This window comes from Halovivax limisalsi, assembly GCF_023093535.1.
Lineage (GTDB): Archaea > Halobacteriota > Halobacteria > Halobacteriales > Natrialbaceae > Halovivax > Halovivax limisalsi.
The window spans coordinates 1,646,148-1,669,290 of sequence record NZ_CP095757.1 but is presented as its reverse complement, the minus strand read 5'-3'; the positions used below and the strand labels follow the sequence as shown (position 1 = coordinate 1,669,290).

Sequence of the window (23,143 nt, the reverse complement as noted above, 5' to 3'; positions counted from 1 at the left end):
TTTCGGCGTGGGACGAGTCACGTGACGTAGTATCGCCGCCAGAGACCATGGAAGCGGAGTGTACCCTGTGCGGACTTCCGACGCCTGATTCGGCTCACACGGCGAGCGACGTTCGCGGGGCCTTCTGCTGTCGCGGGTGCCTCGACGTCGCACGATCGCTCGAGGACGTCGAGGACGTGGGTCGGGACGACCTCGAGGCGCGAGCAGCGGCGGGCGCCGAGGACTCGGAGACCGCGGGTCCCGATGGCGCGAGGACCGCGGATCAGGAGGCCCCCGACGACGAACTGGCCCGGGCGTTCCTCGAGGTCGACGGGATGCACTGTTCGACGTGCGAGGCGTTCGTCTCGCTCCGGGGCGAATCTGAGGACGGAATCGGGACCGTCGAGGCGAGCTACGCCACGGATACGGCCCGGGTCAGCTACGATCCCGAGCGAATCGATCCCGCGGACCTTCCGGCGGCCGTGAGCGGCTACGGGTACACCGCCCGCCACCGCGACGAGTCCGCGTCGGCATCCTCACCGCGTCGGGACGACGAACTCGGACGGCTGGTCGCCGGGGTGTTCCTCGCGATGCTCGTCATGCCGTGGTACATCTTCTTCCTCTATCCGAGCTACGTCGGTCTCGAGTCGGGGATCCTCGCGGCGGATCGGACGGCCGCGTTCGGCCTGTACTTCCCGATGGTGATGGTCGCGGCCCTCACCACTATCGTCGTCTGCTACTCCGGGTGGCCGATCCTTCGCGGTGGGTACGTCAGTCTGCGGACGCGCCGGCCGAACATGGACCTCCTGCTCTCGGTGGCGATCCTCGCCGCGTCCGGCTACAGTACGGTGACTCTTCTCTCCGGCGGAACGCACCTCTACTACGACGTCTCGATCGCCATCGTCCTCGTCGTCACCGCCGGCGGCTACTACGAGGGGACGCTGAAACGGCGGGCGACGGGCCGACTGTCGGACCTCATCACGACGCGGGTGACCGAGGCGACCCGGCTGACCGAGGATGGGTCGACGGAGACGATCCCGGTCGACGCGATCGAACCGGGCGACGACGTCGTCGTTCGGCCGGGCGAACGCGTCCCGATCGACGGTACCGTTCGCGAGGGCGTCGCGGCCGTCGACGAGGCCGTCCTGACGGGCGAGTCGCTACCGGTGACGAAACGGCCGGGCGACACCGTCATCGGCGGGAGCGTCGTCACCGACGACGCGCTCGTCGTCCGCGTCGACGATGCGGCCGAGAGCACGCTCGATCGCATCACGTCGTTGCTCTGGTCCGTCCAGAGCACGCGCCCCGGCGTCCAGCGATTCGCCGACCGACTCGCGACCGTCTTCGTCCCGCTGGTCCTCCTGCTCGGTGCCGGCGTCGCCGGCTGGCACCTGGCCGTCGGCAACGGGACCGCGGCGGCGCTGCTCGCCGGATTGACGGTGCTGGTCGCGGCCTGTCCCTGCGCGATGGGGCTGGCGACCCCGCTCGCCATCGCCGGCGGCCTCCGCGACGCGCTCGAGCGCGGCATCGTCGTCACCAACGGCACCCTGTTCGAGGCCGCGCCGGCCGTCGACACGATCGTCTTCGACAAAACGGGGACGCTCACGACCGGTGAGATGCGAGTCCAGCGAGTGGTCGGCGACGGGGACGCGCTGGCACCGGCGGCCGCGGTCGAACGGCGATCGTCACATCCCGTCGGTGAAGCGATCGTGGATCACGCGCGTGAAACGGCCGCCGGCGAGACGGGCGCCCGCGGCGAAGCGAGGGTGACCGACGGCGGCGACGTCGAGCGTGTCGAGGAGCGTACCGGAAGCGCCGAATCGCCGGCGGCCGACACGCCTGCCGAACCGACGGCCGTCGACGCACCCGCCAGCGATGTGGCGAACTTCGAACGGCATCCCGGTGAGGGTGTCAGCGGGGAGGTCGACGGGGAGCGGGTCGTCGTCGGCACGCCGGCCCTCGTCGAGCGACGCTGCGGCCCGCTCCCGGATCGACTCGAGAGCGCCGTCGCGGACGCGCGGGCGTCGGGGAACGTACCCGCGGTGATCGGTCGGGGCGACCGGGCGGCCGCCGTTGCGATCGTCGGCGACCGCGACCGCACCGAGTGGGAGGATGCGCTCGCGGCGTTCGACGAGCAGTCGGTGATCGTCCTCTCGGGCGACGGCGAGTCGGCCGCCGCCCGGTTTCGGGACCACCCGGCCGTCGATCGGGTGTTCGCGGGCGTGCCGCCGGACGGCAAGACGGCGACGATCCGCCGGCTCGGCGCCGCGGGGACGGTCGCGATGGTCGGCGACGGGACGAACGACGCGCCGGCGCTCGCGGCCGCGGACGTCGGCATCGCGTTCGGCGGGACGGCCCGCGCCGGCGAGGCCGCCGATGTCGCGATCCTCGACGGCCGCCTGACCGACGTCCCGGCCGTGTTCGACCTCGCGCGGGCGACCCGGCGACGGATTCGCGAGAACGTCGCCTGGGCCCTGTGTTACAACGCGGTCGCACTGCCGCTCGCGGTCGCAAGCGTCCTGAACCCGCTGTTCGCCGCGCTCGCGATGGCGGGCAGTAGCATCCTCGTCGTGACGAACTCGCGACGCCGGCTGCTGGCCCCGGACGAAGACTAACGGTCGTCCCGTGTGGCTTCGGTAACGCGGAGACGCCGGTCCGGCGCCGCGCTACCCACCCGGAATCGTATCGACGATGCGGAGGAACGTCCGAAGCGTCTCGCCGTTACGATCCTTGAGTTCGACCCGGAACTGTTCTTGCCCTCGCACCGCCTCTAACTCGTCGATCTCGAGGTTGAACTCGAAGGGGGGATCCGCGACTCGCTCGACGCGCTCGCCGCCGGAGGTGACGACGACGCTGTCGATCCCGCGCGAGTCGGAGAGGTGACAGTGGACGGTCTCGGCCGATTTCGTACACTGCAGTTGCGCGGTCACGCTCTCGCCACCGCCGCCGGAGGGGAGCTGGAACTCGAAGACCATGGGTCCGATCGGGTACGTCCCGAGAATCAGGACGAGGGCGAAGAAGATCGACAGGTTCGCCTTCGAGCCGTGACGCGAGAGGAACCGCTCGATCCGGCTATCGGGGCCGCCTCGCCGGATCCGGATCACGAATGGGACGACGACGAAGTGGGTGAACGGGCCCCAGAACAGCAGCAGAAAGCCGTAGGCCAGCACGTAGTACAGTATCGCCCAGTCGGGCCGGTAGGACAGCAGGAGGTTCGCGCCCGCCCAGCAGAACAGCCCGAGAAAGATCAGCGCGCCGCTCTTGAAGACGCGCCAGATGAGCGTGTTCGCGTAGTAGACGCTCCGGAAGTCGTTCCAGCCGGATCGGAGGGTCCGGCGGATCCACGCGACAGGGTGCGGTGCCGGCTCCGACGGAGGGACGTCGTCTTCAGCCATGAGTAGAGCGGGTCAGAGCCCCACGGACCACAGTTCCGACAGCAGGTACCAGTTCGCCGCGTACGCCACGACGAACATGACGAAGAAGATCAGCACGATGACGAACGTGCCCCGCATCTCGTAGGCGTGGACCGGATCGTCCTCGTCGACCACCGGGCCGCCGCCGTCGGCGAGTCGCGGCCCGCCTTCGAGGACCAGGCCGGTGCCGTCCGGGCCGTCGACGACGCGCTCGCCGAAGAGGATCGAGACGACGGCGATCAGGACGAACGCGGCCCCAGCGACGATCGCAACCAGGGCGAAGATCCCGAAGATGGTCATGAGCGGCGCCGCGGCCGCGAGGTCGAAGTTCGCGCCCGGAATGTTCCGCACCACCTCGACCGTGCGCCGGGGCACGCCGTAGAGGAGGCCGGCGTACAGCATCATCATGGTGGCGATGCCCATCCCGCCGGCGTAGAGGTACGGCTGGAGGGTCGCGAGCCGGCCGAGCGCGAGCCGGCGCATGAACATCGTCCGGACGACGAAGTAGATCAGTCCCATGAACGCGAGGGTCGTCCCGAGCGCCACCGTCGCGTGGAAGTGTCCGACCGTCGCGAACGTGTTGTGCCAGGTCATGTTGACCTGGAGCTGGCCCATGACGACGCCGGTGATGCCGCCGACGAAGCCGAAGAGGATGATGCTGAAGATCGTCGCGGAGAAGACCGGATTCGTCCACGGCGCCGAGGTGAGCCAGCCGAAGAGACCGCGCCCCTGCCCGCGCTTGCGTCGGCCCGCCTCGATCCCCGCCGGGATCGCGAAGGCGTGAATCATGCTGGCGAAGGCCGCGCCGTACAGCGCGTAGGAGGCGTTCCAGACGCGCCAGCCGGTCGAGACGACCGGATCGGACAGGATGTGGTGGGCGGCCCCGAGGTTGATGAAGAGGATGTAGAGGATGAAGGCGGTGCGCGAGACCTTCTCGCTGACGACCTCCGCGCCGCCGACGACGTGGGTGAGGAAGTACCAGACGGTCACCATCGCCGCGAGGTTGATCTGCTGGGTGCTGTGTCCGATGGTCCAGTACATGTGGCGGTACCACGCGGCGTCCATCCACGCGATGAGCTCGACCCGCCAGAGCAGGGTGACGGCGAACGTGATGAGACCGCCCAGCAGCGCCTCGAAGGCGATGATCGACGTCGCGAACGCGCCGAAGGTCACGAGCGGCAGCGTCTTCCAGGGCTCGCCGCGCTTTTCCTTCCAGATGGTCACGAAGAAGGGGAGCGCGGCGACGATCGCCCCGAGGATGAACGTGACGGCGCCGACGTAGAACCAGGTGTGGGCGGTCAGCGGCACGTACGCCGTCAACAGCGGCGCTTCGTCCGGCAGCGAGGTCAGCCAGATGCCGGCGTTGACCAGCACCGCCCCGACGACCATCACCACCCAGCCGAGCAGGGCGACTGGCGACCACGACAACCGCCGGCCGAGCACCATCGGCCCGCCCACGTACAGGATGGCGATCTCCAGGAAGACCATCCAGAAGATGAGCAGGTTCCAGGCGTGCATCGAGAGGTGCTTGTAGTAGCTCTCGGGCCCGAGCAGGCCGACGAGTTCCCAGCGCGTCATCGCGACGAAGAAGGCGAAGATGCCGCCGACGATCATCGCGACGACGGCCGTCAGGCCGAACAGCTTCACCATGTTTTCCGCGGTGTGATGGATGTCCAGGCCCGTCACCGAACACCGGCGAAAGCCCTCCTCGTCGTAGTCGTTGTCGAAGAGTCCGAGGACGTCGTACCTGTGGGCCATCTCACTCGCCCTCCTGAACGACGATCCGACCGTGCATCGTTCGGTGGCCCTCACCGCAGAACTCGTTGCAGATGATGTGGTACTCGCCGGGTTCGTCGAACTCCATCGGCAGGACCCACTCGTAGCCCGGCAACACCTGGAAGTTCATCTGCTTGCTCAGCGCGTGCTCCGGCCGGAGCGAGAAGCCGTGCTGGACGTCGATCGAGCTGAGGTGGAAGTCGTACTCCGTCCCGGTCTCGAGGACGACCGGCGTTCCCAGCCAGCTGAAGCGCATTCCCGCGATGTAGACGTCGGTGCCGGGCGGAACGAGTCCCTCGTCGGTGTCTTCGGCCTCGTCCTGGTAGTCCTGAACCGTCTGCAGGTACTCCTCGGTCTCGACCTCGTAGGTCGGGCCGATCGGGTTCTGCTCGCCGAAGCGGGTGAAGCCGCTCATCCAGGCGAAGATGCCGACCGACCAGATCCCGGCCAGTCCCAGCCAGATACCCTCGCGGCGGTTGATCGGTTGGTTCCACCAGTTTCCGTCCGGGGATTCGAGCGGTGACGTCATCGGATCACCCCGCCGGAATCGCGAGAATGTCCACGTATCCCCACAGCACGTACGTGGTCGCCCAGACGAGGACGGCCACGAGCGCGATGAGCCAGATTCTGTCGTACAGCCGTTGCATCAGCGGTGGTGTGTCCGCCGGACGCTCCGACATGATGGCACGTGGTAGCACGAATCGCGATAAAAATCCCGGGGGTCGTGTAACCGCCCGACGGAGCGGCGACGAGCGGTTCGGTTCGACGAACGGGGACGGTCCGTTCGGTGAGGCAGAATCGCAGCAGGGAGTCAGACGCCCCAGATTGCCACGATCCCGATCGACGTGACCACGGAGAGCAGCAGTTGCAGCGGGCCGCCGACCCGGAGGAAGTCGGTGAACTCGTACCGGCCCGGCCCGTAGACCATGAGGTTGGTCTGGTAGCCGACCGGCGTCGAGAACGAGGTCGCCGCGGCGAACATCACCGCGAGCAGGAACGAAAACGGCGCGGCGCCGAGGCTCGTCGCGGTATCGACGGCGATCGGCGTCATCAACACGATCGTCGCGACGGGCGTGATCACGTTCGCGAGCACCCCGGTCACGAGGTAACACAGGAACAGGATACCCGCGTGCGAGAGGTACGGGTCCGTCGCCCCCAGCGCGCCCGCGATGACCGCCGATCCGCCCGTCGCCTCGAGCGCGATCCCCAGCGGCAGGACGCCCGCGAGGAGGAACACCACGTTCCACGAGACCGCGTCGTAGGCGTCGCTCGTCGAGAGACAGCCCGTGAGGACCATGCAGAAGACGCCGGCCAGCGCCGAGATCACGATCGGGAGGACGCCGAGCGCGGCCGCCCCGATCACGCCAGCCATGATCCCCAGCGCGATCGGGGTCTTCGGCGAGAGCGGCGCGCGTTCGGCCGGCTCGTCCGCGAGCAGTCGATCGAGCGCGTCCTCGTCGACGACGACCAGGTCCGTCCCGTCGCCGAAGTACTCGACGGTCTCGGGGACGGTCTGGAGCAACAGGAGATCGCCGGGCTCGAGTCGCGTCTCCCCGAGGTCGGTGCGAAGCAACTCGCCGTCGCGACGGATCGCCAGCACCGTCGTCCGGTAGACCTCCCGGAGGTGCGAGTCGGCCAGTTTCTCACCGGCGAAGGACGACTCCGGCGGGACGACGGCCTTCGCGAGCACGTCGTCGCTCGCGGCGGCTTCGAACGTTTCGTCAGTGACGGACCGGCGGACCAGTTGCGAGAGTCCCTGATCGCCGACGAAGCGATTGACCGCCTGCAACGTCCCGTGAACGGTCAGGACGTCGTCCGCCTCGATCCGCGTGTCCGGGCTGACCGACGCGAACGAGGCGTCCCCGGCGGCCACCCCGTCCGCCGAATCCGGCGACGAGTCGGTGACGGATTCGGCCGCGCCGGTCGTGCCCGCCGGGTGGTCCGAGGGGGCCGCCGGCGGATCCGCAGTGGCGACGGCTTCCTCCTCGGACGGCGTCGCGGCGCTCTCGACCGGCGACTCGCCGGCCGCCGCCGTCGCCGTCGAGTGGTCGCCAGTCCCGTCCTCGTCGTACGCCAGCGCTCGACCGTCGTCGCGTCGCAACTGGAGGATTCGGATCTTCGCGTCCGATCGCGATTCGAGGTCGCCGACGGTCGAGCCGACCGCGTCGGCGTCCGGTCGCACCCGGACCTGTGAGAGGTGGTCCTCGAGGTCGAACTCGTCGACGAGGTCGCCCTCGACGGGGGCGCGCTCCGGCGTCAGCCAGCGGCCGACGGTCATGAGGTAGGCGAGCCCGACCGCGAGGATCACGACCCCGAGCGCGCTGAACTCGAACAATCCGATCGCGTCGCGGCCGACGAGCTCCACGGCGAACTCGCTCGCGAGCAGGTTCGTCGACGTCCCGATGAGCGTCAGCGTGCCGCCGAGGATGGCCGCGTAGGAGAGCGGCAGTAAGAGCTTCGAGGCCGAGATTCCCGTCTTCGCCGCGAGTTCGGAGATCATCGGGATGAAGATCGCGACGATCGGCGTGTTGTTGACGAAGCCCGCGAGCGGGCCGGTGGTCGCGATCGTGGCCGCGAGCGCCCGCGTCTCGCTGCCGCGGGCGAAGCGCGCGAGCGAGAGGCCCAGTCGCTGGACGAGTCCCGTCCGCTGGATGCCCGCGCTAAGCATGTACATCGCGACGATGGTGATCGTCGCCGTGCTGGCGAACCCGGAGATGGCCTCGCCCGCCGAGACGCCTGTCAGCGGCTCCAGGACGGCCAGCGAGACCAGCACGCCGATCGCGGTCGCGTCGGTCGGAATGACCTCCGTGACGAACAGGACCAGCGTGACCGCGATCAGCGCGAAGACGACCAGCGCCCCGGTCGAGAGGACGGGATCGGTCATCGATCCCGACCCGCCGGTCGGTAGCCCCCGACACCCCAGCTCGCGGACCGGCGGGAAGGTGACTGCGGGCCGACCGATCCGGCGAGACGATAGAACGAACGCACACGCAACGGTGCTCGCGAATCACTCAAAACAGTTTGGGTACACGACTGTCAGTCTCATCCTATTCGTCAACCGGCCCCGGGTGCCTCGTGTTCCCCCTACCACGTGATCTCCCGCCGGCCGGTCGGGTGTGCCACGGACTCGGATCGCCACCATCCCGACGCGACCGTCGCGATGTCGATCGGCGACCCGTGCGAAACGAGCACCGAATTACTCGCGGTAGGCGCCTGATACGGGCTCGTTCGACCGGCTCTTGCGGTTCCGGGACCACTGCAGCGGCGGACTGGAGCCGGCTTGGGCGAGTCCGAATACGCCATTACCGCTCGACGGAGTCGGGAAGAGCCGAGTTTCGTGTGGAACGATAGCGTCCATTTATAGACAGATCTCGCCACCGACCGCGCCGGAGAGACATGACCAATCCACCATTCGATCCCGACGGGCCACCGTGCGGGCGCGACGGACAACGCTCGCGGACGGATTCGTCGCGACGCGTGTTCATGAAGGCCGCGGCGGCGACCGGCGCGGCGGTGAGCCTGACCGGTCCGGCGATCGCGCAAGACGAGAACGAGTCGGGCGGGACCGAAACGAACGGCGAAGACGAGTCGACGGGACCGAGCCGGGACGAGATCGTCGGCGAGGGGCCGACCATCGGACTCGAACGCGTCGCGGGCGGGTTCACCGCACCCGTGGGGTTCGAAGTCGCCCCCGGACAGGAGGATCGGTTCTACGTCGTCGACCAGCTCGGCCAGATCCGGGTGATCGAACCCGCGACGGCGGACGGAGATGCCGCGGACGGCGAGGCTGGAACCGACGCGGAAACCGGCGACGGAACGGACGAAGGCAACGTCACCGAGGACGGAAACGAATCCACCGGCGCGGGCGCAGCCGGGAACGAGACCGGCGGAGTTGCCGACGACAACGAATCCGACGGAGCGGGTGACGGTGCCGGGAACGGCGCCAGTCAGGGCGGAACGGACTCGGGGGAGATGCAGCTCAGGGCTGAGCCGTTCCTCGATCTCTCCGACCGGATCGTCGAGGTCAGCGGCGGGACCGGCGAGTTCGACGAGCGGGGGCTACTCGGACTCGCGTTCCACCCGGACTTCCGGGAGAACGGCCGCTTTTTCGTCCGCTACAGCGCGCCGCCGACCGACGACACGCCGGAGGACTACGACCACACCGCCATTCTCGCCGAGTTTTCGACCGCGAGCGACGACCACGAGACCGGCGACCCCGACTCCGAAGAGATCCTGCTCGAGGTGCCGGAGCCCCAGTTCAACCACAACGCCGGCGCCGTGCTCTTCGGCCCGGACGACTACCTCTACGTCCCGTTCGGCGACGGCGGCAACGCCAACGACGTCGGACTCGGCCACGTCGAGGACTGGTACGACGCGAACGAGGGCGGCAACGGCCAGAACACGACGGAGAACCTCCTCGGCGGCATCCTCCGGATCGACGTCGACGCCGAGGGTGACGACGGTCGCCCGTACGGCATCCCCGACGACAATCCGTTGGTCGACAGCGACGAGGGGATGGACGAGTACTTCGCGTGGGGCCTTCGCAACCCGTGGCGGGCGTCGTTCGACGGCGAAGGGCGATTCTTCGTCGCCGACGTCGGCCAGAATCTCTTCGAGGAGGTCGACATCGTCGAGAACGGCGGCAACTACGGCTGGAACGTCAAAGAGGGAATCGAGTGCTTCAGCACGGAGAACCCGGGCGAGCCGCCCGAGGAGTGTCCGAGTGCGACGCCGGACGACGTCCGCGGCGGCGAACCCCTCATCGATCCGGTGATCCAGTACCCGCACCTCGTCGAGGGCGAGACGCTCGGGATCTCGATCACCGGCGGCTACGTCTACGAGGGCGATTCCGTGACCGAGCTACAAGAGACGTACGTCTACGGCGACTGGAGCAGCTCCTTCGGGACGCCCGACGGATCGCTGTTCGCCTCGCCAGTCCGGGAGTACGAGGCGACGGCCGATCGCAGCCGGGACGACCTCTGGGAGATCCAGGAACTGTCGGTCTCGGACGCGGAAAACGACCGGATCAACCGGTTCGTCCTCGCGTTCGGCCGCGACCACGACGACGAACTCTACGTGCTGACGACCGCGCGCTACACCGACGGCGAAACCGGCGAGGTCTGGCGCATCGTGCCCGACGGCGAGGGCGAGTCGATCGAACCGCACCCCGACGGCGTCGGGATGGACGACGATGACGGCGATGACGGAGACGCTGAAACCGAAGATGACGGGGAGAGCGGCGAAAAGGGGGCCGAGAACGGCGACGACGGAACGGGATCGGACGACGAATCGGAGTCGGACGGGGAGGAAGCAAACGAGACGACGGGGGAGTCGGACGGGGAGGAGACCGAGGCGGTCGACGACTGACTGCGGTGAGCGCGGGAGCCCCGCGGCGAGAGCGCGACCGCCGAACCTCCGCGCCTACGACTCGGACGCCGATTCCGTGGATCCGTCACCGGCAGGACGTACATCGAAATCACTTTGCCGCGGACTGCCCGAAAGAGGAGTATGACCGAGCACCGGGAGGGAGAGCCGATCGAGATTTTGCTCGTCGAGGATAATCCCGGTGACGTGCGCCTCACGAAAGAAGCCTTCCGGGAAGGCGGCATCAACAACACCCTCCACGTGGTCAGCGACGGCGAGGCGGCGCTCGACTTTCTATTCCAGCGCGGCGAGTACGAGGACGCGACGCGACCCCACCTCGTGCTGCTCGACCTCAACCTCCCGAAGCTCGACGGACACGACGTGCTCGAGCGGATCAGAGCGGACGACGACCTCCACCGCCTGCCGGTAATCATCCTGACGAGTTCCGAATCGGAACGGGACGTCGTCGAGAGCTACGAGCGCAATTCGAACGCCTACCTCACCAAACCGGTGCGCCCGAACGATTTTATCGACCTCGTCCAGACGTTCGAGGAATTCTGGCTCACGCTCGTCCGACTGCCGCCGCGCCCCGAATAACGACCCCGAAATGCCGCACTTCGGCCCGGTAGTCGGGCAGCTATCGATCGAATCGGCGTATCGAGTGGGGCGGGACTGACGAGCGGAGATCAGTCAGGAGCGCTTTTCCCCTCCCGTCCCATTCACTCCTGACGATGGAAACTGGTTCGTCTCCGAGCGGACGGCGTCCGACTCGTCTGCAACGGGACCGCACGCGGTCCGCGACCGACGCCCCGTCGAGCACTCGTCGGACAGGTCGTCTCGATGCGTCACCGAAAACGGTCCCGCTAACGCATCGGCCACGATGAGCGGGGCCGAGCGCGACATCCTGCTGATCGAGGACAACCCCGGCGACGTCAGACTCATCGAGGAGTTGCTCACCGACGCGACGGGACCGGTTCCGGGATCGCTCGAGCGGACGGCCGACAGCGGCGTCGACCTCCAGCACGCTGATCGACTGGCCGCGGGGCTGGACCGACTGGACGACGCGTCGATCGACGTCGTGCTGCTCGATCTCGGATTGCCCGATTCGAGGGGGATCGAGACGCTCGAGGCCGTCCTCGCGGAGACTCGCGAGCTGCCGATCGTGGTCCTGACTGGGCTCGACGACGAGCGCGTCGGCGTCGAGGCCGTCCAGCAGGGCGCACAGGAGTACCTGGTCAAAAACGAACTGACCCCGAAGTTGCTCGGCCGGTCGATCCGCCACGCGATCGAGCGCAAGAAGTTCGAACGCACCCAGCGGGCGCTCCACGACGCGAGCCGGGCGCTCATCCAGGCCGAATCGAAAGACGAGGTGGGCCGGCTCACGGTCGACGCCGCCGCCGACGTCCTCGACGTCGCCGGCATCGTGGTCTACCTCTTCGACGAGGCGGCGAACGAGCTTCGGCCCGCGGCGACGACGCCGGCGACCGAAGCGATCTTCGGCGACGTCCCGACGTACGGTCCCGACGACGATTCGACGACGTGGCGGGCGTTCATCACGGGCGAATCGCTGTCGCTCCCGACGCCGAACGACGACCCGGCGATCGAGAGCGCGAGTTCGGTCATCCGAAGCGGCGTCTGGATCCCGCTGGGCGACCACGGCGTCGTCGTCGCCGTCTCCGCCGAGGCGGACGCGATCGACCAGCAGACCGAACGGACCGCGGATCACCTGGCGGCGACGGCCGAAGCCGCGCTCGAACGCGTCGAGCGCGAGGAATCCCTGCTCGAACACGAGCGCGAACTCACGGAGCGGAACGCGCAACTCCAGGCGGTCAACCGGATGAACGAGATCATCCGCGACATCGATCAGGTGCTCGTCCAGGCGACGACGCGCGAGGCCATCGAGGACGCCGTCTGCGAGCGCCTCACGAGCGACGAGCGGTTCGCGTTCGCCTGGGTCGGCGAAGCGGCGGGCGACGTCCTCCGCCCGCGGTCGTGGGCCGGCGAGGATCAGGGCTACCTCGACGCCATCTCGCTCTCGATCGACGACGGGGACGGCCCGCCGGGCGTCACGACCGGCGCGACGGGCCGCGCGACCGTCGAGGCGAACGTCGCCGCGGACTTACGCGGCGCGGCGTGGCGAACGGCCGCACTCTCGGCCGGGCTCCAGTCGGTCGTCAGCGTCCCGCTCACGTACAACGACCTCTCCTACGGCGTGTTGACCGTCTTCGGGTCGGATCCCGGGGCGATCGACGACGAGACGGCGACGACGTTCGAGGAGCTGGGCGATACGATCGCGAACGCCATCAACGCGGCCGAGACGCGCCAGGCGCTGTTGACGGACAGCATCGTCGAGCTCAGGTTGGCGATGACGGACCCCGACGACCTGCTCGGCCGGCTCGCCCGGCGAGCGAACTGCGCGATCGAGTACGACGGGATCGTCCCCCAGACCGACGGCAGCGCCCGGGTCTACGTCTACATCGACGGCGTCGACGAGACCGACCTCCGGCCCGTCGCCGACGACCTCCCGAACGTCAAAACGCTCGCACGCGTCGGGGAGGACGGCGGCGACCCGGCGGCCGGTCGCTTCGAGCTGACGGTCACGGGACCGACGATTCCCTGGACCCTCGTCGAGTGCGGCGCGATCGCCCGATCGATCGAGGTGACGGCCGAGACCGCGGACGTCGTCGCCGAGTTGCCCGACACGACGGACGTCAGGGCGTTCGTCGATCGACTCGACGCGATCCATCCGGGAACGGAACTCGTCGCCCGCCGCGACAGGGATCGGCTGGACCGGTCCCGGGAGACGTTCGAAGACGCGCTCACGGACGAACTCACCGAGCGACAACTGGAGACGCTCCGAACGGCCTACCGCAGCGGCTACTTCGAGTGGCCGCGCGAGCGGACGGGCGAGGAGGTCGCCGCCTCGCTCGACATCACGCAACCGACCTTCAACGGCCACCTCAGGACGGCCGAGCGAAAGCTGTGCCGCCGCCTCTTCGACGGCGGCCGCCTCGGCGCGGTCGACGTGGACCAACGTGAATAGGTGTGTCACTCCTTCGCATCCCTACGGGTGTCGTCACAGCGCCTATCCGAATCGTCACCGTTCCACGAGTCATGGATCAACAGACCGGACTCACCGCGACGACCCCGACGACCGACTACGACGCCCCAGTGAGCGAGCGAGTCATCGAGGAAGTGGCAGCGGCGACCGACGCCGATCCCCTCGAGATGACGCCGCTCTACGACGTGCTCGATCCGGACGCGCTCGACGCGCTCTTCTCGACCGGAACGGGCCAGACGAACGGCGAGCTCCGGTTTACGATGGCCGGCTGCGAGGTCGTCGTCCACGGTGACGGCGAGGTCGTCGTGACGCCGACGGGGCGGAGTGCCCGCGCCTGAGATGGGTCGATCCACCGCTCGGGAGCCGACCGGTCGCCGACCGACCCCGCGACGGACCGCTCCGACCGGCCGCCACGTCCTGCTCGGGTGGACGGACGACCGCGAGGGTGGCGCCGATGTCTGAACGGACGGAGCGAGCGGACACCAGCACACGCCAGGAGTACGAAGTATGCACCCGGTGCGGGTCGGTGATCGACACGAGCGACTGGTACCCCATCGCGACGGACCGGATCGACGGCTCGGTAACGCTGCACCCGTTCTGCGACGAGACGTGTAAAGATGCCTGGCTCGACGGTCAGGACGCCTGAACCGTCGCGGGCCGTCGGACCCGAGTGATCGAGACCGAGTCGCCTATTACCGTCCGGCGGAAATGGTCACCGACGGTTCGTTCGTCCGCTCGTCGAGCACCCTCCCATGACCGCCGACGCGACACTCGACGTCCTCCTGATCGAAGACAATCCCGGTGACGCCAGACTCATCGAGGAACTGCTTCGAGCGGCGACTCGCCCCCTCGTGCGATCCGAGGCGGAATCGGCCGACGTGGTCGACGCCCGCGTTCGCCACGAGCCGACCCTCGACGACGGCCTCGATCGCGCACCCGACGCCGACGTCGTCCTCCTCGACCTGGGGCTGCCCGGGTCGACCGGCCTCGAAACGGTGACCGCGGTCGCGGACGCGGTCGAGTTCGTCCCGATCGTCGTGCTCACCGGCAACTCCGACGAGGAGATCGCCGTTTGCGCGATCGAGCGCGGCGCGCAGGACTACCTGGTCAAAGACAAGGTGACGAGCGAACTGCTCGTCCGGACGATCCGCTACGCCATCGAACGAACGCGGCAGGACCGAGAGCGGGCTCGACGCCGGTCCCAGCTCGAGACGCTCAATCGCCTCAACGAGATCGGCCAGGACGTTACCCACGCCGTGATCACGACCTCGACCCGCGAGGAGCTGGAGCGGGCGGTCTGTGACCGCCTCGTCGAGTCGGACGCCTATCGCTTCGCCTGGATCGGCGAGGTAAACGGGGCGAACGACAGGATCACCCCGCGCGTCGCAGCCGGGGTCGAGGACGGCTATCTGGACGAGGTCACGATCACGGCCACCGAGGGCGAGACGGCCAAGGGACCCGCCGGACGGGCCGCCCGCACCATGGCGGTACAGACCGTCCAGAACGCCCAGACGGATCCAGCGTACGAACCGTGGCGGGCGGAGGCGATCGAACGCGGCTATCGCTCCAGCGCGTCGATCCCCATCCGGTACGAGTCGGTGCTCTACGGCCTCCTGAACGTCTACTCGGCCGCTCCGGAGGCGTTCAGCCGACCCGAGACGGACATCCTCTCGCGACTGGGCACGGTCATCGGCCACGCGATCACCGCGATCGAGCGCAAGCAGGCGCTGATCGCCGATACGGTGCTCCGGTTCGAGTTCGACGTCGCGGAACCGCCCGCGGCGCTCGTCTCCCTCACGACGGACGGCGGGCGGGTCGACGTCGAGAACGTCGTCCGAACGGACGATTCCGTCGTCGGGTACGGTCGCACCCGCGACGTCTCCCCGTCGGCCGTGCGCGACGCGGCCGAGTCCACCGCACTCGTCGACGACGTCCGCGTCCTCGCCGACGGCGAGGATGGCTGCGAGTTCGAAGCGACCTCGACGGCCGCCGCGGAGCTGGTCGACGCAGTCGGCACCCACGGCGGCCGCGTCACCGGCGCCACCGTCGAGGGCGGCTCGCTCCAGTTCGCCGTCGAGTTCCCGCCCGGCCGTGACAAACGACAGTTGCGAGACCTCGTCCGTCGGCACTGTCCGGGGGCCCGGACCCGCGCCCAACGCACCGTCGAGCAAACCGACGACATCTCGGCGTTGCGATCGATCGTCCGGAACGCGCTGACGGCGAAACAACGCGTCGCGCTCGAAACCGCGTTCGCCGCCGGGCTCTACGACTGGCCGCGAAAGACCACCGGCCAGGAGCTCGCCGACCGACTCGACATCGCCCCGGCGACGTTCAACCAGCGCCTTCGGGCCGCCGAACGACGAGTGTTCGAATCGCTCTTTTCGACCGAGGGCGGCGAGCCGACCGACACGACGACGTAGCGCCCGCATTCGTTCGCGACTCGCGGCGGCTCGATCGGTCCGCACCCAACGACCCGGTCGGGGCGGCCCGCAGCGGTCGATCCGCCGCACGTAGCCGCCGTCCGCCGCGTCTATTCAGTCCGGTCTGACGGTCGCTATCAGCCGAATGAATATATTTGGGCGCACGCTCAACCCCCGGGCGACCGATGGATCGAGCAAGATGGGACGGTCACCAGCCGAACGTCAACGAGGGCAGAATCGCCGCGGGACTGACGGGACGCGCTCGTCACGGGTGAGCCACCGAGTCGTCAAGTCCCTCGGTGACCGGGAGGGGTGGGTCGCCGTTGCCGATCTCGCTAGCGACCTCGCAACCGCGTCAGACGGGGACCGGGCCGATACCGCGTCCGAGACGGCGTCCGATCGCGACGCGGAGCGACGACGATATCGGATTCGACTCCACCACGTCGACCTGCCCGCACTGGCCGATCGGGGCGTCATCGTCTGGCATCGAACGGAGGGCGTCGTTCGGCTATCCGATCGGAGTGCGAACGCCGCTGCGGGCCCGTTCGACCGCGACGCGGCGGAGCGATCCGAGCGCGGGATCACCGATCCGCAGCGTCGAGCCGTCCTCGATATCGTCCGCGAAGCGGCACCGAAGCCGGTGACGCGGGATCACCTGGCCCGCGAGGTTGCTCCGTCTGGCGACGCGGCGGGGGACGCAGCGACCGAACGGGTCGCCATCCAGCTTCACCACTGTCACCTCCCGAAACTCGACGAGGCGGGCGTCATCCGCTACGACAGCGAGGCGGGTTCGGTTTCGTACCGCGGCCCGACAGAGTCCCCCGCCGTTCAGTCCGCGGAGTAACGCGCGCAAACCTGCGGCAGTCGTGCCCCCTACCGCTCCCGTCGCCGGCTACGTATCCCGGTGCGGTGCGCAGCCGGCCTGCCGATCGGGAACCACTCACTCCCCGTCGCCCGACTCGCGCGTGACCGGGGCTCGCCCGGCCCATCGACGGACACCCGTCGTCGATCTCGAACCGTCAGTATCGAAAGGCGAACCATTTATGTAACGGACGGTGAGGGTCGAATATGGTCGCAGACGACGATGCGTCCGAGGCCGAAGCGGAATCGACGGAGACGCCCGACGGCAACGAGGACACCGAACACGAGGGCGAGCGAGTGATGGGACGCTCCGACGGGGCGGCGATCCTGCGCGAGGTCGCCTCCGGCGTCGAGAACGGTGAAATCGACATCGAAGGGGCGAACGGCTTCACGGCCGCAATTCCGGAACGCTTCGAACTCGAGGTGGAGTACGAGGTCGGCGACGACGAAGCCGAACTCGAAGTCGAACTCGAGTGGCCGATCGAAGACGGCGAGGCGGTATCGGTCGACGCCGAGTAGATCCTGTCGATCCCGACCGAGCACGTCGAATTCGAACCGGGCGAGGGACGTTCTGTTGGCGGATCGTCCCGTCAGCGTGGGCGACCGCGATCGGTCGAACCTGGGAACCGAACCCGACGGGGCCAAGCGCAGCCGAGTCCGCCGGGCGAATCCGGTCGGCCGACGATCACCGACGGCGGTGGAACGGGCGATAGCAAGGCTCGTTTCGTGGGTTACGGCGACGAGGCGCGGGCGAGTGGCGCTGGCGGCTCGGCCACGACAACGGCAACATCATCGCGGACAGCGGTGAAGGATACGACCGGAAGGCTGGCGCCCGGAAGGGCATCGAGAGCGCGAAACGAAACGCCTCCGATGCGGCCGTCGTCGTGAGAGAGTGACGACCGTCGCACTCGACAGCCGCGCCTCCCTGGATCGGTGACGAGCGAGGCTGGATCAGGCGGTATCGGAACGCGATCGATGGAAGACCCGCCTCAGAAGACAGTAATCGACACTTCAAGCACCCATTGAACGCGTTCGATCGCTCGAATCCGAACCGCTTTAGCCCGGGCTGGCGGGAGACGGAACATGGACCGGCGCCGCGAGGTCAGGCGAACCTACGAGCGCATCGGGAGTCACTTCGCCGAGACGCGAGCGTACGCGTGGCCGGAGGTGGAAGCGTTCGTCGAGGATATCCCGCGCAGCCTCGACGACGCGGACGCGAGGACGGACCCGATAATCGGTCTCGACCTCGGCTGCGGCAACTGTCGCCACGCCGAAGTGCTCGCCTCGCACGTGGATCGCGTCGTCGGCGTCGACGTCAGCCGCTCGCTCCTCGACGCGGGACGCGAGCGAGCCCGCGAGCGATCCTTCGCGGACGCGCTCGACCCGCTCCAGGCCGACGCCGCGCGTCTCCCGATCGGGACGGATGCCGTCGACTGCGGCCTCTACGTCGCGACGCTTCACCACCTGCCCACCATGGAAACCCGACGGGCCAGCCTCGACGAACTGGCGCGGGTACTCGACGCGGGCGGCCGCGCACTCGTTTCGGTCTGGTCGACCGCCCACGACCGCTTCGACGACCGGAGCGAGGCGGACACAACCGGCTTCGATACGACGGTCGAGTGGACGCTGCCGGGCGGGACGGTCGTCGACCGGTTCTACCACATTTACGCGCCCGACGAGTTCGAACGCGACCTCGCGGCGAGCGGTCTCGACGTGCTCGCGCGGGAGATGTCGAGCGGCAACTGTTACGCGACGGTGGCCGGTCCCGACGCGTGATCGACCGGCTGGGAAAGAGAAGTCTCTTTACCGAGGCCCGACAACCGACCGAGTGCGCGCGGATGGTCTAGTGGTAGGACCTGAGCCTTCCAAGCTCATGGCCCGGGTTCAAATCCCGGTCCGCGCACTTTTCGAGGAACGCAAGCGAGCCGTATTCAGAGCGAGTCGGCACAGGATCGGGCCTACGAGGGCGTACACAGGTGTTTACCCGCGGTCAGACGGCTCACGGAAGATGCAATTTCGTCCGGGAGGACCCGCGGTAGTTGTCCCCACCGGACCGTTTCCCGGTTCGAATCAGGCGTTGTTCATCCGCTGACTGTCGCGACGACCGCAGCGCTGGCACTCGGTCACGCGGTATGGCTCGCGGGAAAACTGGCTGTTCTCCTCCTTCAGGCTCTCCGTTCGAAGCTGGACAGACACTTCATGCAGCGTATCCAGATCGCACTCCTCGCAGTATTCGGTGAGGCCGTCGAAGGCGTCGTCTGTGGTTGCCATGTCTGTTTATCTGGAACATCTACTTATTATACCTTTCCTTTGATGAACCGTTTGACCCCTCCTTGGAGAAGTTCAAGGATCAATTGCTGACGAAATTTTTGGAATTTAGGGCTTCTTGAGATGGTGGAACCGGGTGAACTTTCCCGGCGGAATCCGTAGACGAAGGCGTGGCAGTTGACTCGATCTCGTGCGACCTGCTCGGCTGGCCGGCCGACGGCCCGACGCTCCGGCTCGATCACGAGCGGTTCGCCTACGCAGGCAAGTTCGTCATGTCCTCGACCGGCAAGGCCGTCGCGCGCGACGACGGGTCGATCGTGGCGGCGGTCGCGTTCAACGAAGACCGGACCGATCCGCGGCGGTGCTGGCTGCGGTACGTCACCGTGCGCGCGGACCGTCGCGGCGAGGGAATCGGGCCGCGACTCTGCGCGTTCGTTCGCGACCGGGCGCTCGCGCGCGAGTTCGAATCGGTGCGGATCGCCGTCAACAACCCGTACGCGTACGAGGCGCTCCATCGGGTCGGGTTCGGCTTCACCGGGGAGACGACCGGAATCGCGGAACTCGTCCTCTCGTTTCCGCCCGCCGAAGGGAGGGAGGAGCGCTATCGATCGGGGCTGGAGGCGTTCGCGGACCGCGATCTGACCGACGAAGAGCGGTCGTTCGTCGCGGATCGGCTCGAACGCGGGACCCCGGGTCGGCTCGACGACGCGTCCCAGGAGTGACGGGTTTCGGGACGCGCCGGCGAGCGGGTCCAGTCGGGATCCATCGGCTGGGTCCAGCCGTGCCGGAGGCCAACGCTCAAATCCCAGCCGTCCGAAGGCATCTCCGATGGGAAACGCAGCACTTCGGGACATCGCGTCGATCGAATCGGTGCCGTTCGACGACCTCGAGGGATCGGTCGTCGCCGTCGACGCCCACAACTGGCTCTATCGGTACCTGACGACGACGGTGAAGTGGACGAACGCCTCGATCTACACCACCGGCGACGGAACGGAGGTGGCCAACCTCGTCGGGATCGTCCAGGGACTGCCGAAGTTCTTCGAGCACGACATCGTCCCGGTGATGGTCTTCGACGGCGGCCCGTCCGACCTCAAGGCCGACGAGATCGAGGCCCGACGCGAGCAGCGCGCGGACTACGAGGAACAACTCGAAGCGGCTCGCGAGGCGGACGATCCCGTGGCGGTGGCTCGACTCGAATCCTACACGCAGCGCCTGACGGAGACGATTCAGGAGACGAGCCGGGAACTGCTCTCGCTGCTCGACGTCCCCGTCGTCGAAGCCCCCGCCGAGGGAGAGGCCCAGGCCGCGCGGATCGTCCGCAACGGCGACGCGGACTACGTCGGGTCGGAAGACTACGACGCGCTGTTGTTCGGCTCGCCGCGCACCCTTCGCCAGCTCACCAGCAAGGGCGATCCGGAGCTGATGGACCTCGAGGCCACGCTCGCCGCACACGACCTCACGCTCGAACAGCTGATCGACGTCGCGATTCTGATCGGGACGGACTTCAACCCCGGCGTCGACGGCATCGGTCCGAAGACGGCCCTCTCGCTGATCGACGAGCACGGCGACCTCTGGAGCGCGCTCGAGGCCCGCGGCGATCACGTCGAGTACGGCGACCGGGTCCGCCAGCTCTTCCGCGAGCCGAACGTGACCGACGACTACGCGTACACGACGGATCTCGATCCGGACGTCGACGCGGCGCGCGAGTACGTCTGCGAGGAGTGGGGCGTCGACGCCGACGAGGTGGCGCGCGGCTTCGAACGCATCGAGACGTCGCTCGTCCAGACGGGACTCGATCGCTACACGTGAGATCGAGCGACCGGCCGGAAACCGAGTAGCGAAACCGCGAGTCGGTCACGGACAGTCGGCCGGCCCGGACGCGAGCTCGGTCCGCGCCAGCTCGAACGCCGTCCGCCCCGCGCCGACGGCAGCCAGATGCCGCGCGCCGGCGGCCGCCTTCGCGATCCTCGCGGGCCGGCCGGTGACCACCCGTGAGCCGACGATGGCCACGGCGTCGTCGCCGACGCTGACGGCCCAGCCCGGCGCGGCCCACTCGAATTCGTCGAGATCGACGGCCGCGGGCGGAGCCGTCGACGATCGATCGTGCCGCACGAGTCGATCGACGTTTTCCGCGGCCGTCCGCGCCGTCTGGCGGGCAGATTGTGCGCTGGCGGGGACGCGGTCACCGGTGGCGTCTTCGACGCGCACCGCGTCGCCGCAGCCGAAGGTGAACCGGTCGAGTTGTAAAGCCGGTCCGACGGTCGGGCGCGTACCGCGCTGGGCGTCGGTCCCCCGAATGCCCCCCGTCCACACCAGCTGATCGAACGGGACCGATCGCCCGTCCGCGGTTTCGACCGCGCCGTCGTCGGCCCCCACGACCGTCGTCTCCGGTTCGACCCGGACGCCGCTCGCGTCGAGCGCCTCCCGGATCGCCGCGGCGAAGCGGGGTGGAAAGCCAGGTGCGACGGTCGACGCCCGTTCGAGCAGCGTCACCGTCGTTCGATCCGACGCGTCCCACGCACGGGCGAGTGCCGCGAGCTCGCCCGCGACCTGAACGCCCGAGAGTCCGGCGCCACCGACGACGAGGCGAACGGATCCCGCCGATTCGAGCGCCTCGCGATACCCGGATCTGATCGCCAGCGCGTCCGCGCTGGACGCCAGCGGGACCGCCCGGTCACGGACGCTCGCCATGCCGTGATAGTCGGTCGCCGTCCCAAGACAGCACACGCAGTAGTCGTACTCGATCGGGCCGGTCGAGCACTCGACGATCCGTCCGGCTCGGTCGAGCGACTCGACGGTCGCGACGTGGATCCGCGCGCGGTCGGTCACGGCGGGCAACGAGAGCCTGATCGCGTTCGCCATCGCCGGCCGTCTGATCACCCGGTGGAGTTCGTGCTTGAGGACGTGGTCCGGCGACTCGTTGACCAGCGTCAATCGGACGTCGCTCGGCAGTCGTCGTTCGAGTCGCCGCGTGGTAACGAGGCCGGCGTACCCGCCACCGAGAACGACGACGTGCATGCCTCGACGTACGCCGCGGGTGCAGTTAGGTCTGTGGCGACGCTGCAGCGAGTCTCGCTCTCGATCGGCACTGCCCGCGCGACGGCGCCGCCGATCCATCCGCCCATCGCTCGATCGTCGAGCGGCGGAGCGGTCGGCTCACGACTCGGACTCGGCATCGCCTGCGCCACCGGGTTCGAGCGACGCCGATTCATCGCGCGTCGAATCGGGATTCGCCGGGCGATCGGCGTCCACCGACGAGGACTGGTCGCGGTGGGCGAGGTCGAACAGTTCGCTCGCCTCCTCGTCCGTCGCCTCGACGACCTCGACCGGGTGGGCGTCGAGGCCCACGCGACGACAGGCTGCGATGCGCTTGTGTCCGTTGATGAGTTCGTAGCGAGGTTCGTCGCCGTCGGCGATCGGCCGTACGACGGGGTAACCGCCCGTGAACTGATCGCGGTAGGCCGCACGCATGTCCTCGTCCGAGACGTCGAAGTCCAGATCGTGGTGGGGAGCGGGCTCGATGCGGTCGATCGGGACGAGTTCGATGACCTTCGACGGCGAGAGCACCTCGATTAGTTCGACCACGCGGACGTAGACGGAACCGACGTCGCGTTCGGCGTCGTCGGTGACGTCGACCGCGTCGTGGACGATGACGCTCGAGCGCTTGTGGTGGATGCGGTCGACCCACCCCTCGTAGACCCGATTCGTTCCGTAGACGCGGACGTACTTCCCCCGAAAGCTCCAGTCGAGTGCGTTGTTGAACGGATTCATTGGTGCGAGTGCGTTCGTCGGTAATTCATTGTTGTGACGTCCGAATAATATGACTGCCGGTATCGACGGTAGCATAACTGAGTTCGGTGGATTGACCGCCGTCCAAACGCGTGTGGCGTACCGAACGAGCCGCAGAGCCTGGAGCGCGTAATCGCGGAGCGATCCGCGCGTCAACGGGGAAGGGCTGGCAGTCTCCGGCGAATCCACCGCGAGCGAGTCCGCGGCGCGGG

Annotated in this window: 21 protein-coding genes and 1 tRNA gene; 14 read left to right on the top strand and 8 right to left on the bottom strand. The window is 68.2% G+C overall.

Annotation, left to right across the window (positions count from 1 at the left end):
• Positions 1 to 47 precede the first annotated feature (47 nt).
• Positions 48 to 2,594, top strand: a complete 2,547-nt coding sequence (locus tag MXA07_RS07575) for a heavy metal translocating P-type ATPase (RefSeq protein WP_247731435.1) — start codon at positions 48 to 50, stop codon at positions 2,592 to 2,594.
• A 51-nt stretch (positions 2,595 to 2,645) separates the two neighbouring features.
• On the opposite strand, the gene MXA07_RS07570 is transcribed toward MXA07_RS07575, so the two are convergent.
• From MXA07_RS07570 to MXA07_RS07550, 5 genes are all read right to left on the bottom strand, one after another.
• Entirely contained in the window at positions 2,646 to 3,374 is a 729-nt protein-coding gene (locus MXA07_RS07570; RefSeq protein WP_247731434.1) for a DUF2189 domain-containing protein, read from the bottom strand.
• A gap of 12 nt (positions 3,375 to 3,386) precedes the next feature.
• Positions 3,387 to 5,150 (bottom strand): cytochrome c oxidase subunit I, encoded by a 1,764-nt coding sequence (locus tag MXA07_RS07565; protein ID WP_247731433.1) that lies wholly within the window; start codon positions 5,148 to 5,150, stop codon positions 3,387 to 3,389.
• A 1-nt stretch (position 5,151) separates the two neighbouring features.
• Positions 5,152 to 5,697, bottom strand: a complete 546-nt coding sequence (locus MXA07_RS07560; protein WP_247731432.1) for a cupredoxin domain-containing protein — start codon at positions 5,695 to 5,697, stop codon at positions 5,152 to 5,154.
• 4 nt (positions 5,698 to 5,701) lie between these two features.
• Positions 5,702 to 5,848: a hypothetical protein gene (locus tag MXA07_RS07555; protein WP_247731431.1), complete on the bottom strand. Its 147-nt coding sequence runs from the start codon at positions 5,846 to 5,848 to the stop codon at positions 5,702 to 5,704.
• Positions 5,849 to 5,979: 131 nt separating this feature from the next.
• Positions 5,980 to 8,052, bottom strand: a complete 2,073-nt coding sequence (locus tag MXA07_RS07550) for an SLC13 family permease (RefSeq protein ID WP_247731430.1) — start codon at positions 8,050 to 8,052, stop codon at positions 5,980 to 5,982.
• A gap of 512 nt (positions 8,053 to 8,564) precedes the next feature.
• On the opposite strand from MXA07_RS07550, the gene MXA07_RS07545 reads away from it, so the two are divergent.
• The 11 genes from MXA07_RS07545 (at position 8,565) to MXA07_RS07495 (ending at position 18,777) form a co-directional block, all read left to right on the top strand.
• Entirely contained in the window at positions 8,565 to 10,535 is a 1,971-nt protein-coding gene (locus tag MXA07_RS07545) for a PQQ-dependent sugar dehydrogenase (protein ID WP_247731429.1), read from the top strand.
• Positions 10,536 to 10,676: 141 nt separating this feature from the next.
• Positions 10,677 to 11,129: a response regulator gene (locus tag MXA07_RS07540; RefSeq protein ID WP_247731428.1), complete on the top strand. Its 453-nt coding sequence runs from the start codon at positions 10,677 to 10,679 to the stop codon at positions 11,127 to 11,129.
• Between the two features lie 283 nt (positions 11,130 to 11,412).
• Positions 11,413 to 13,575, top strand: a complete 2,163-nt coding sequence (locus tag MXA07_RS07535; RefSeq protein WP_247731427.1) for a bacterio-opsin activator domain-containing protein — start codon at positions 11,413 to 11,415, stop codon at positions 13,573 to 13,575.
• Positions 13,576 to 13,646: 71 nt separating this feature from the next.
• A complete protein-coding gene (gene ddfA / locus MXA07_RS07530) occupies positions 13,647 to 13,931 on the top strand; it encodes a DdfA family disk-determining factor (protein ID WP_247731426.1) in 285 nt (94 codons plus the stop codon).
• Positions 13,932 to 14,047: 116 nt separating this feature from the next.
• A complete protein-coding gene (locus MXA07_RS07525; protein ID WP_247731425.1) occupies positions 14,048 to 14,239 on the top strand; it encodes a DUF7576 family protein in 192 nt (63 codons plus the stop codon).
• Between the two features lie 106 nt (positions 14,240 to 14,345).
• Positions 14,346 to 16,013, top strand: a complete 1,668-nt coding sequence (locus tag MXA07_RS07520; RefSeq protein ID WP_247731424.1) for a bacterio-opsin activator domain-containing protein — start codon at positions 14,346 to 14,348, stop codon at positions 16,011 to 16,013.
• 271 nt (positions 16,014 to 16,284) lie between these two features.
• A complete protein-coding gene (locus MXA07_RS07515; RefSeq protein ID WP_247731423.1) occupies positions 16,285 to 16,857 on the top strand; it encodes a DUF7344 domain-containing protein in 573 nt (190 codons plus the stop codon).
• Positions 16,858 to 17,081: 224 nt separating this feature from the next.
• The gene (locus MXA07_RS07510; RefSeq protein ID WP_247731422.1) at positions 17,082 to 17,393 is read left to right on the top strand and encodes an amphi-Trp domain-containing protein; all 312 of its coding nucleotides are present in this window, start codon (positions 17,082 to 17,084) and stop codon (positions 17,391 to 17,393) included.
• A 269-nt stretch (positions 17,394 to 17,662) separates the two neighbouring features.
• Positions 17,663 to 17,770, top strand: a complete 108-nt coding sequence (locus MXA07_RS07505; protein ID WP_425492216.1) for a YegP family protein — start codon at positions 17,663 to 17,665, stop codon at positions 17,768 to 17,770.
• Positions 17,771 to 17,957: 187 nt separating this feature from the next.
• Positions 17,958 to 18,650, top strand: a complete 693-nt coding sequence (locus MXA07_RS07500; RefSeq protein WP_247731421.1) for a class I SAM-dependent methyltransferase — start codon at positions 17,958 to 17,960, stop codon at positions 18,648 to 18,650.
• A 56-nt stretch (positions 18,651 to 18,706) separates the two neighbouring features.
• Positions 18,707 to 18,777 (top strand) — tRNA-Gly (locus MXA07_RS07495).
• Between the two features lie 167 nt (positions 18,778 to 18,944).
• Here MXA07_RS07495 and MXA07_RS07490 read toward each other — a convergent pair.
• Positions 18,945 to 19,145 (bottom strand): DUF7835 family putative zinc beta-ribbon protein, encoded by a 201-nt coding sequence (locus MXA07_RS07490; protein WP_247731420.1) that lies wholly within the window; start codon positions 19,143 to 19,145, stop codon positions 18,945 to 18,947.
• A 182-nt stretch (positions 19,146 to 19,327) separates the two neighbouring features.
• Between MXA07_RS07490 and MXA07_RS07485 the strand changes: the two genes are divergently transcribed.
• Both MXA07_RS07485 and fen read left to right on the top strand, forming a co-directional pair.
• The gene (locus MXA07_RS07485) at positions 19,328 to 19,864 is read left to right on the top strand and encodes a GNAT family N-acetyltransferase (RefSeq protein WP_247731725.1); all 537 of its coding nucleotides are present in this window, start codon (positions 19,328 to 19,330) and stop codon (positions 19,862 to 19,864) included.
• Between the two features lie 106 nt (positions 19,865 to 19,970).
• Positions 19,971 to 20,951, top strand: a complete 981-nt coding sequence (gene fen, locus MXA07_RS07480; RefSeq protein WP_247731419.1) for a flap endonuclease-1 — start codon at positions 19,971 to 19,973, stop codon at positions 20,949 to 20,951.
• 45 nt (positions 20,952 to 20,996) lie between these two features.
• Here the strand turns inward: fen and MXA07_RS07475 are convergent, their stop codons facing one another.
• Both MXA07_RS07475 and MXA07_RS07470 read right to left on the bottom strand, forming a co-directional pair.
• Positions 20,997 to 22,160 carry an NAD(P)/FAD-dependent oxidoreductase gene (locus tag MXA07_RS07475; protein ID WP_247731418.1) on the bottom strand — a complete coding sequence of 388 codons (1,164 nt, stop codon included), beginning with the start codon at positions 22,158 to 22,160 and terminating at the stop codon, positions 20,997 to 20,999.
• A gap of 138 nt (positions 22,161 to 22,298) precedes the next feature.
• Positions 22,299 to 22,913, bottom strand: coding sequence for a ParB/RepB/Spo0J family partition protein (locus MXA07_RS07470; protein WP_247731417.1), 615 nt, complete (start codon positions 22,911 to 22,913; stop codon positions 22,299 to 22,301).
• Positions 22,914 to 23,143 lie beyond the last annotated feature (230 nt).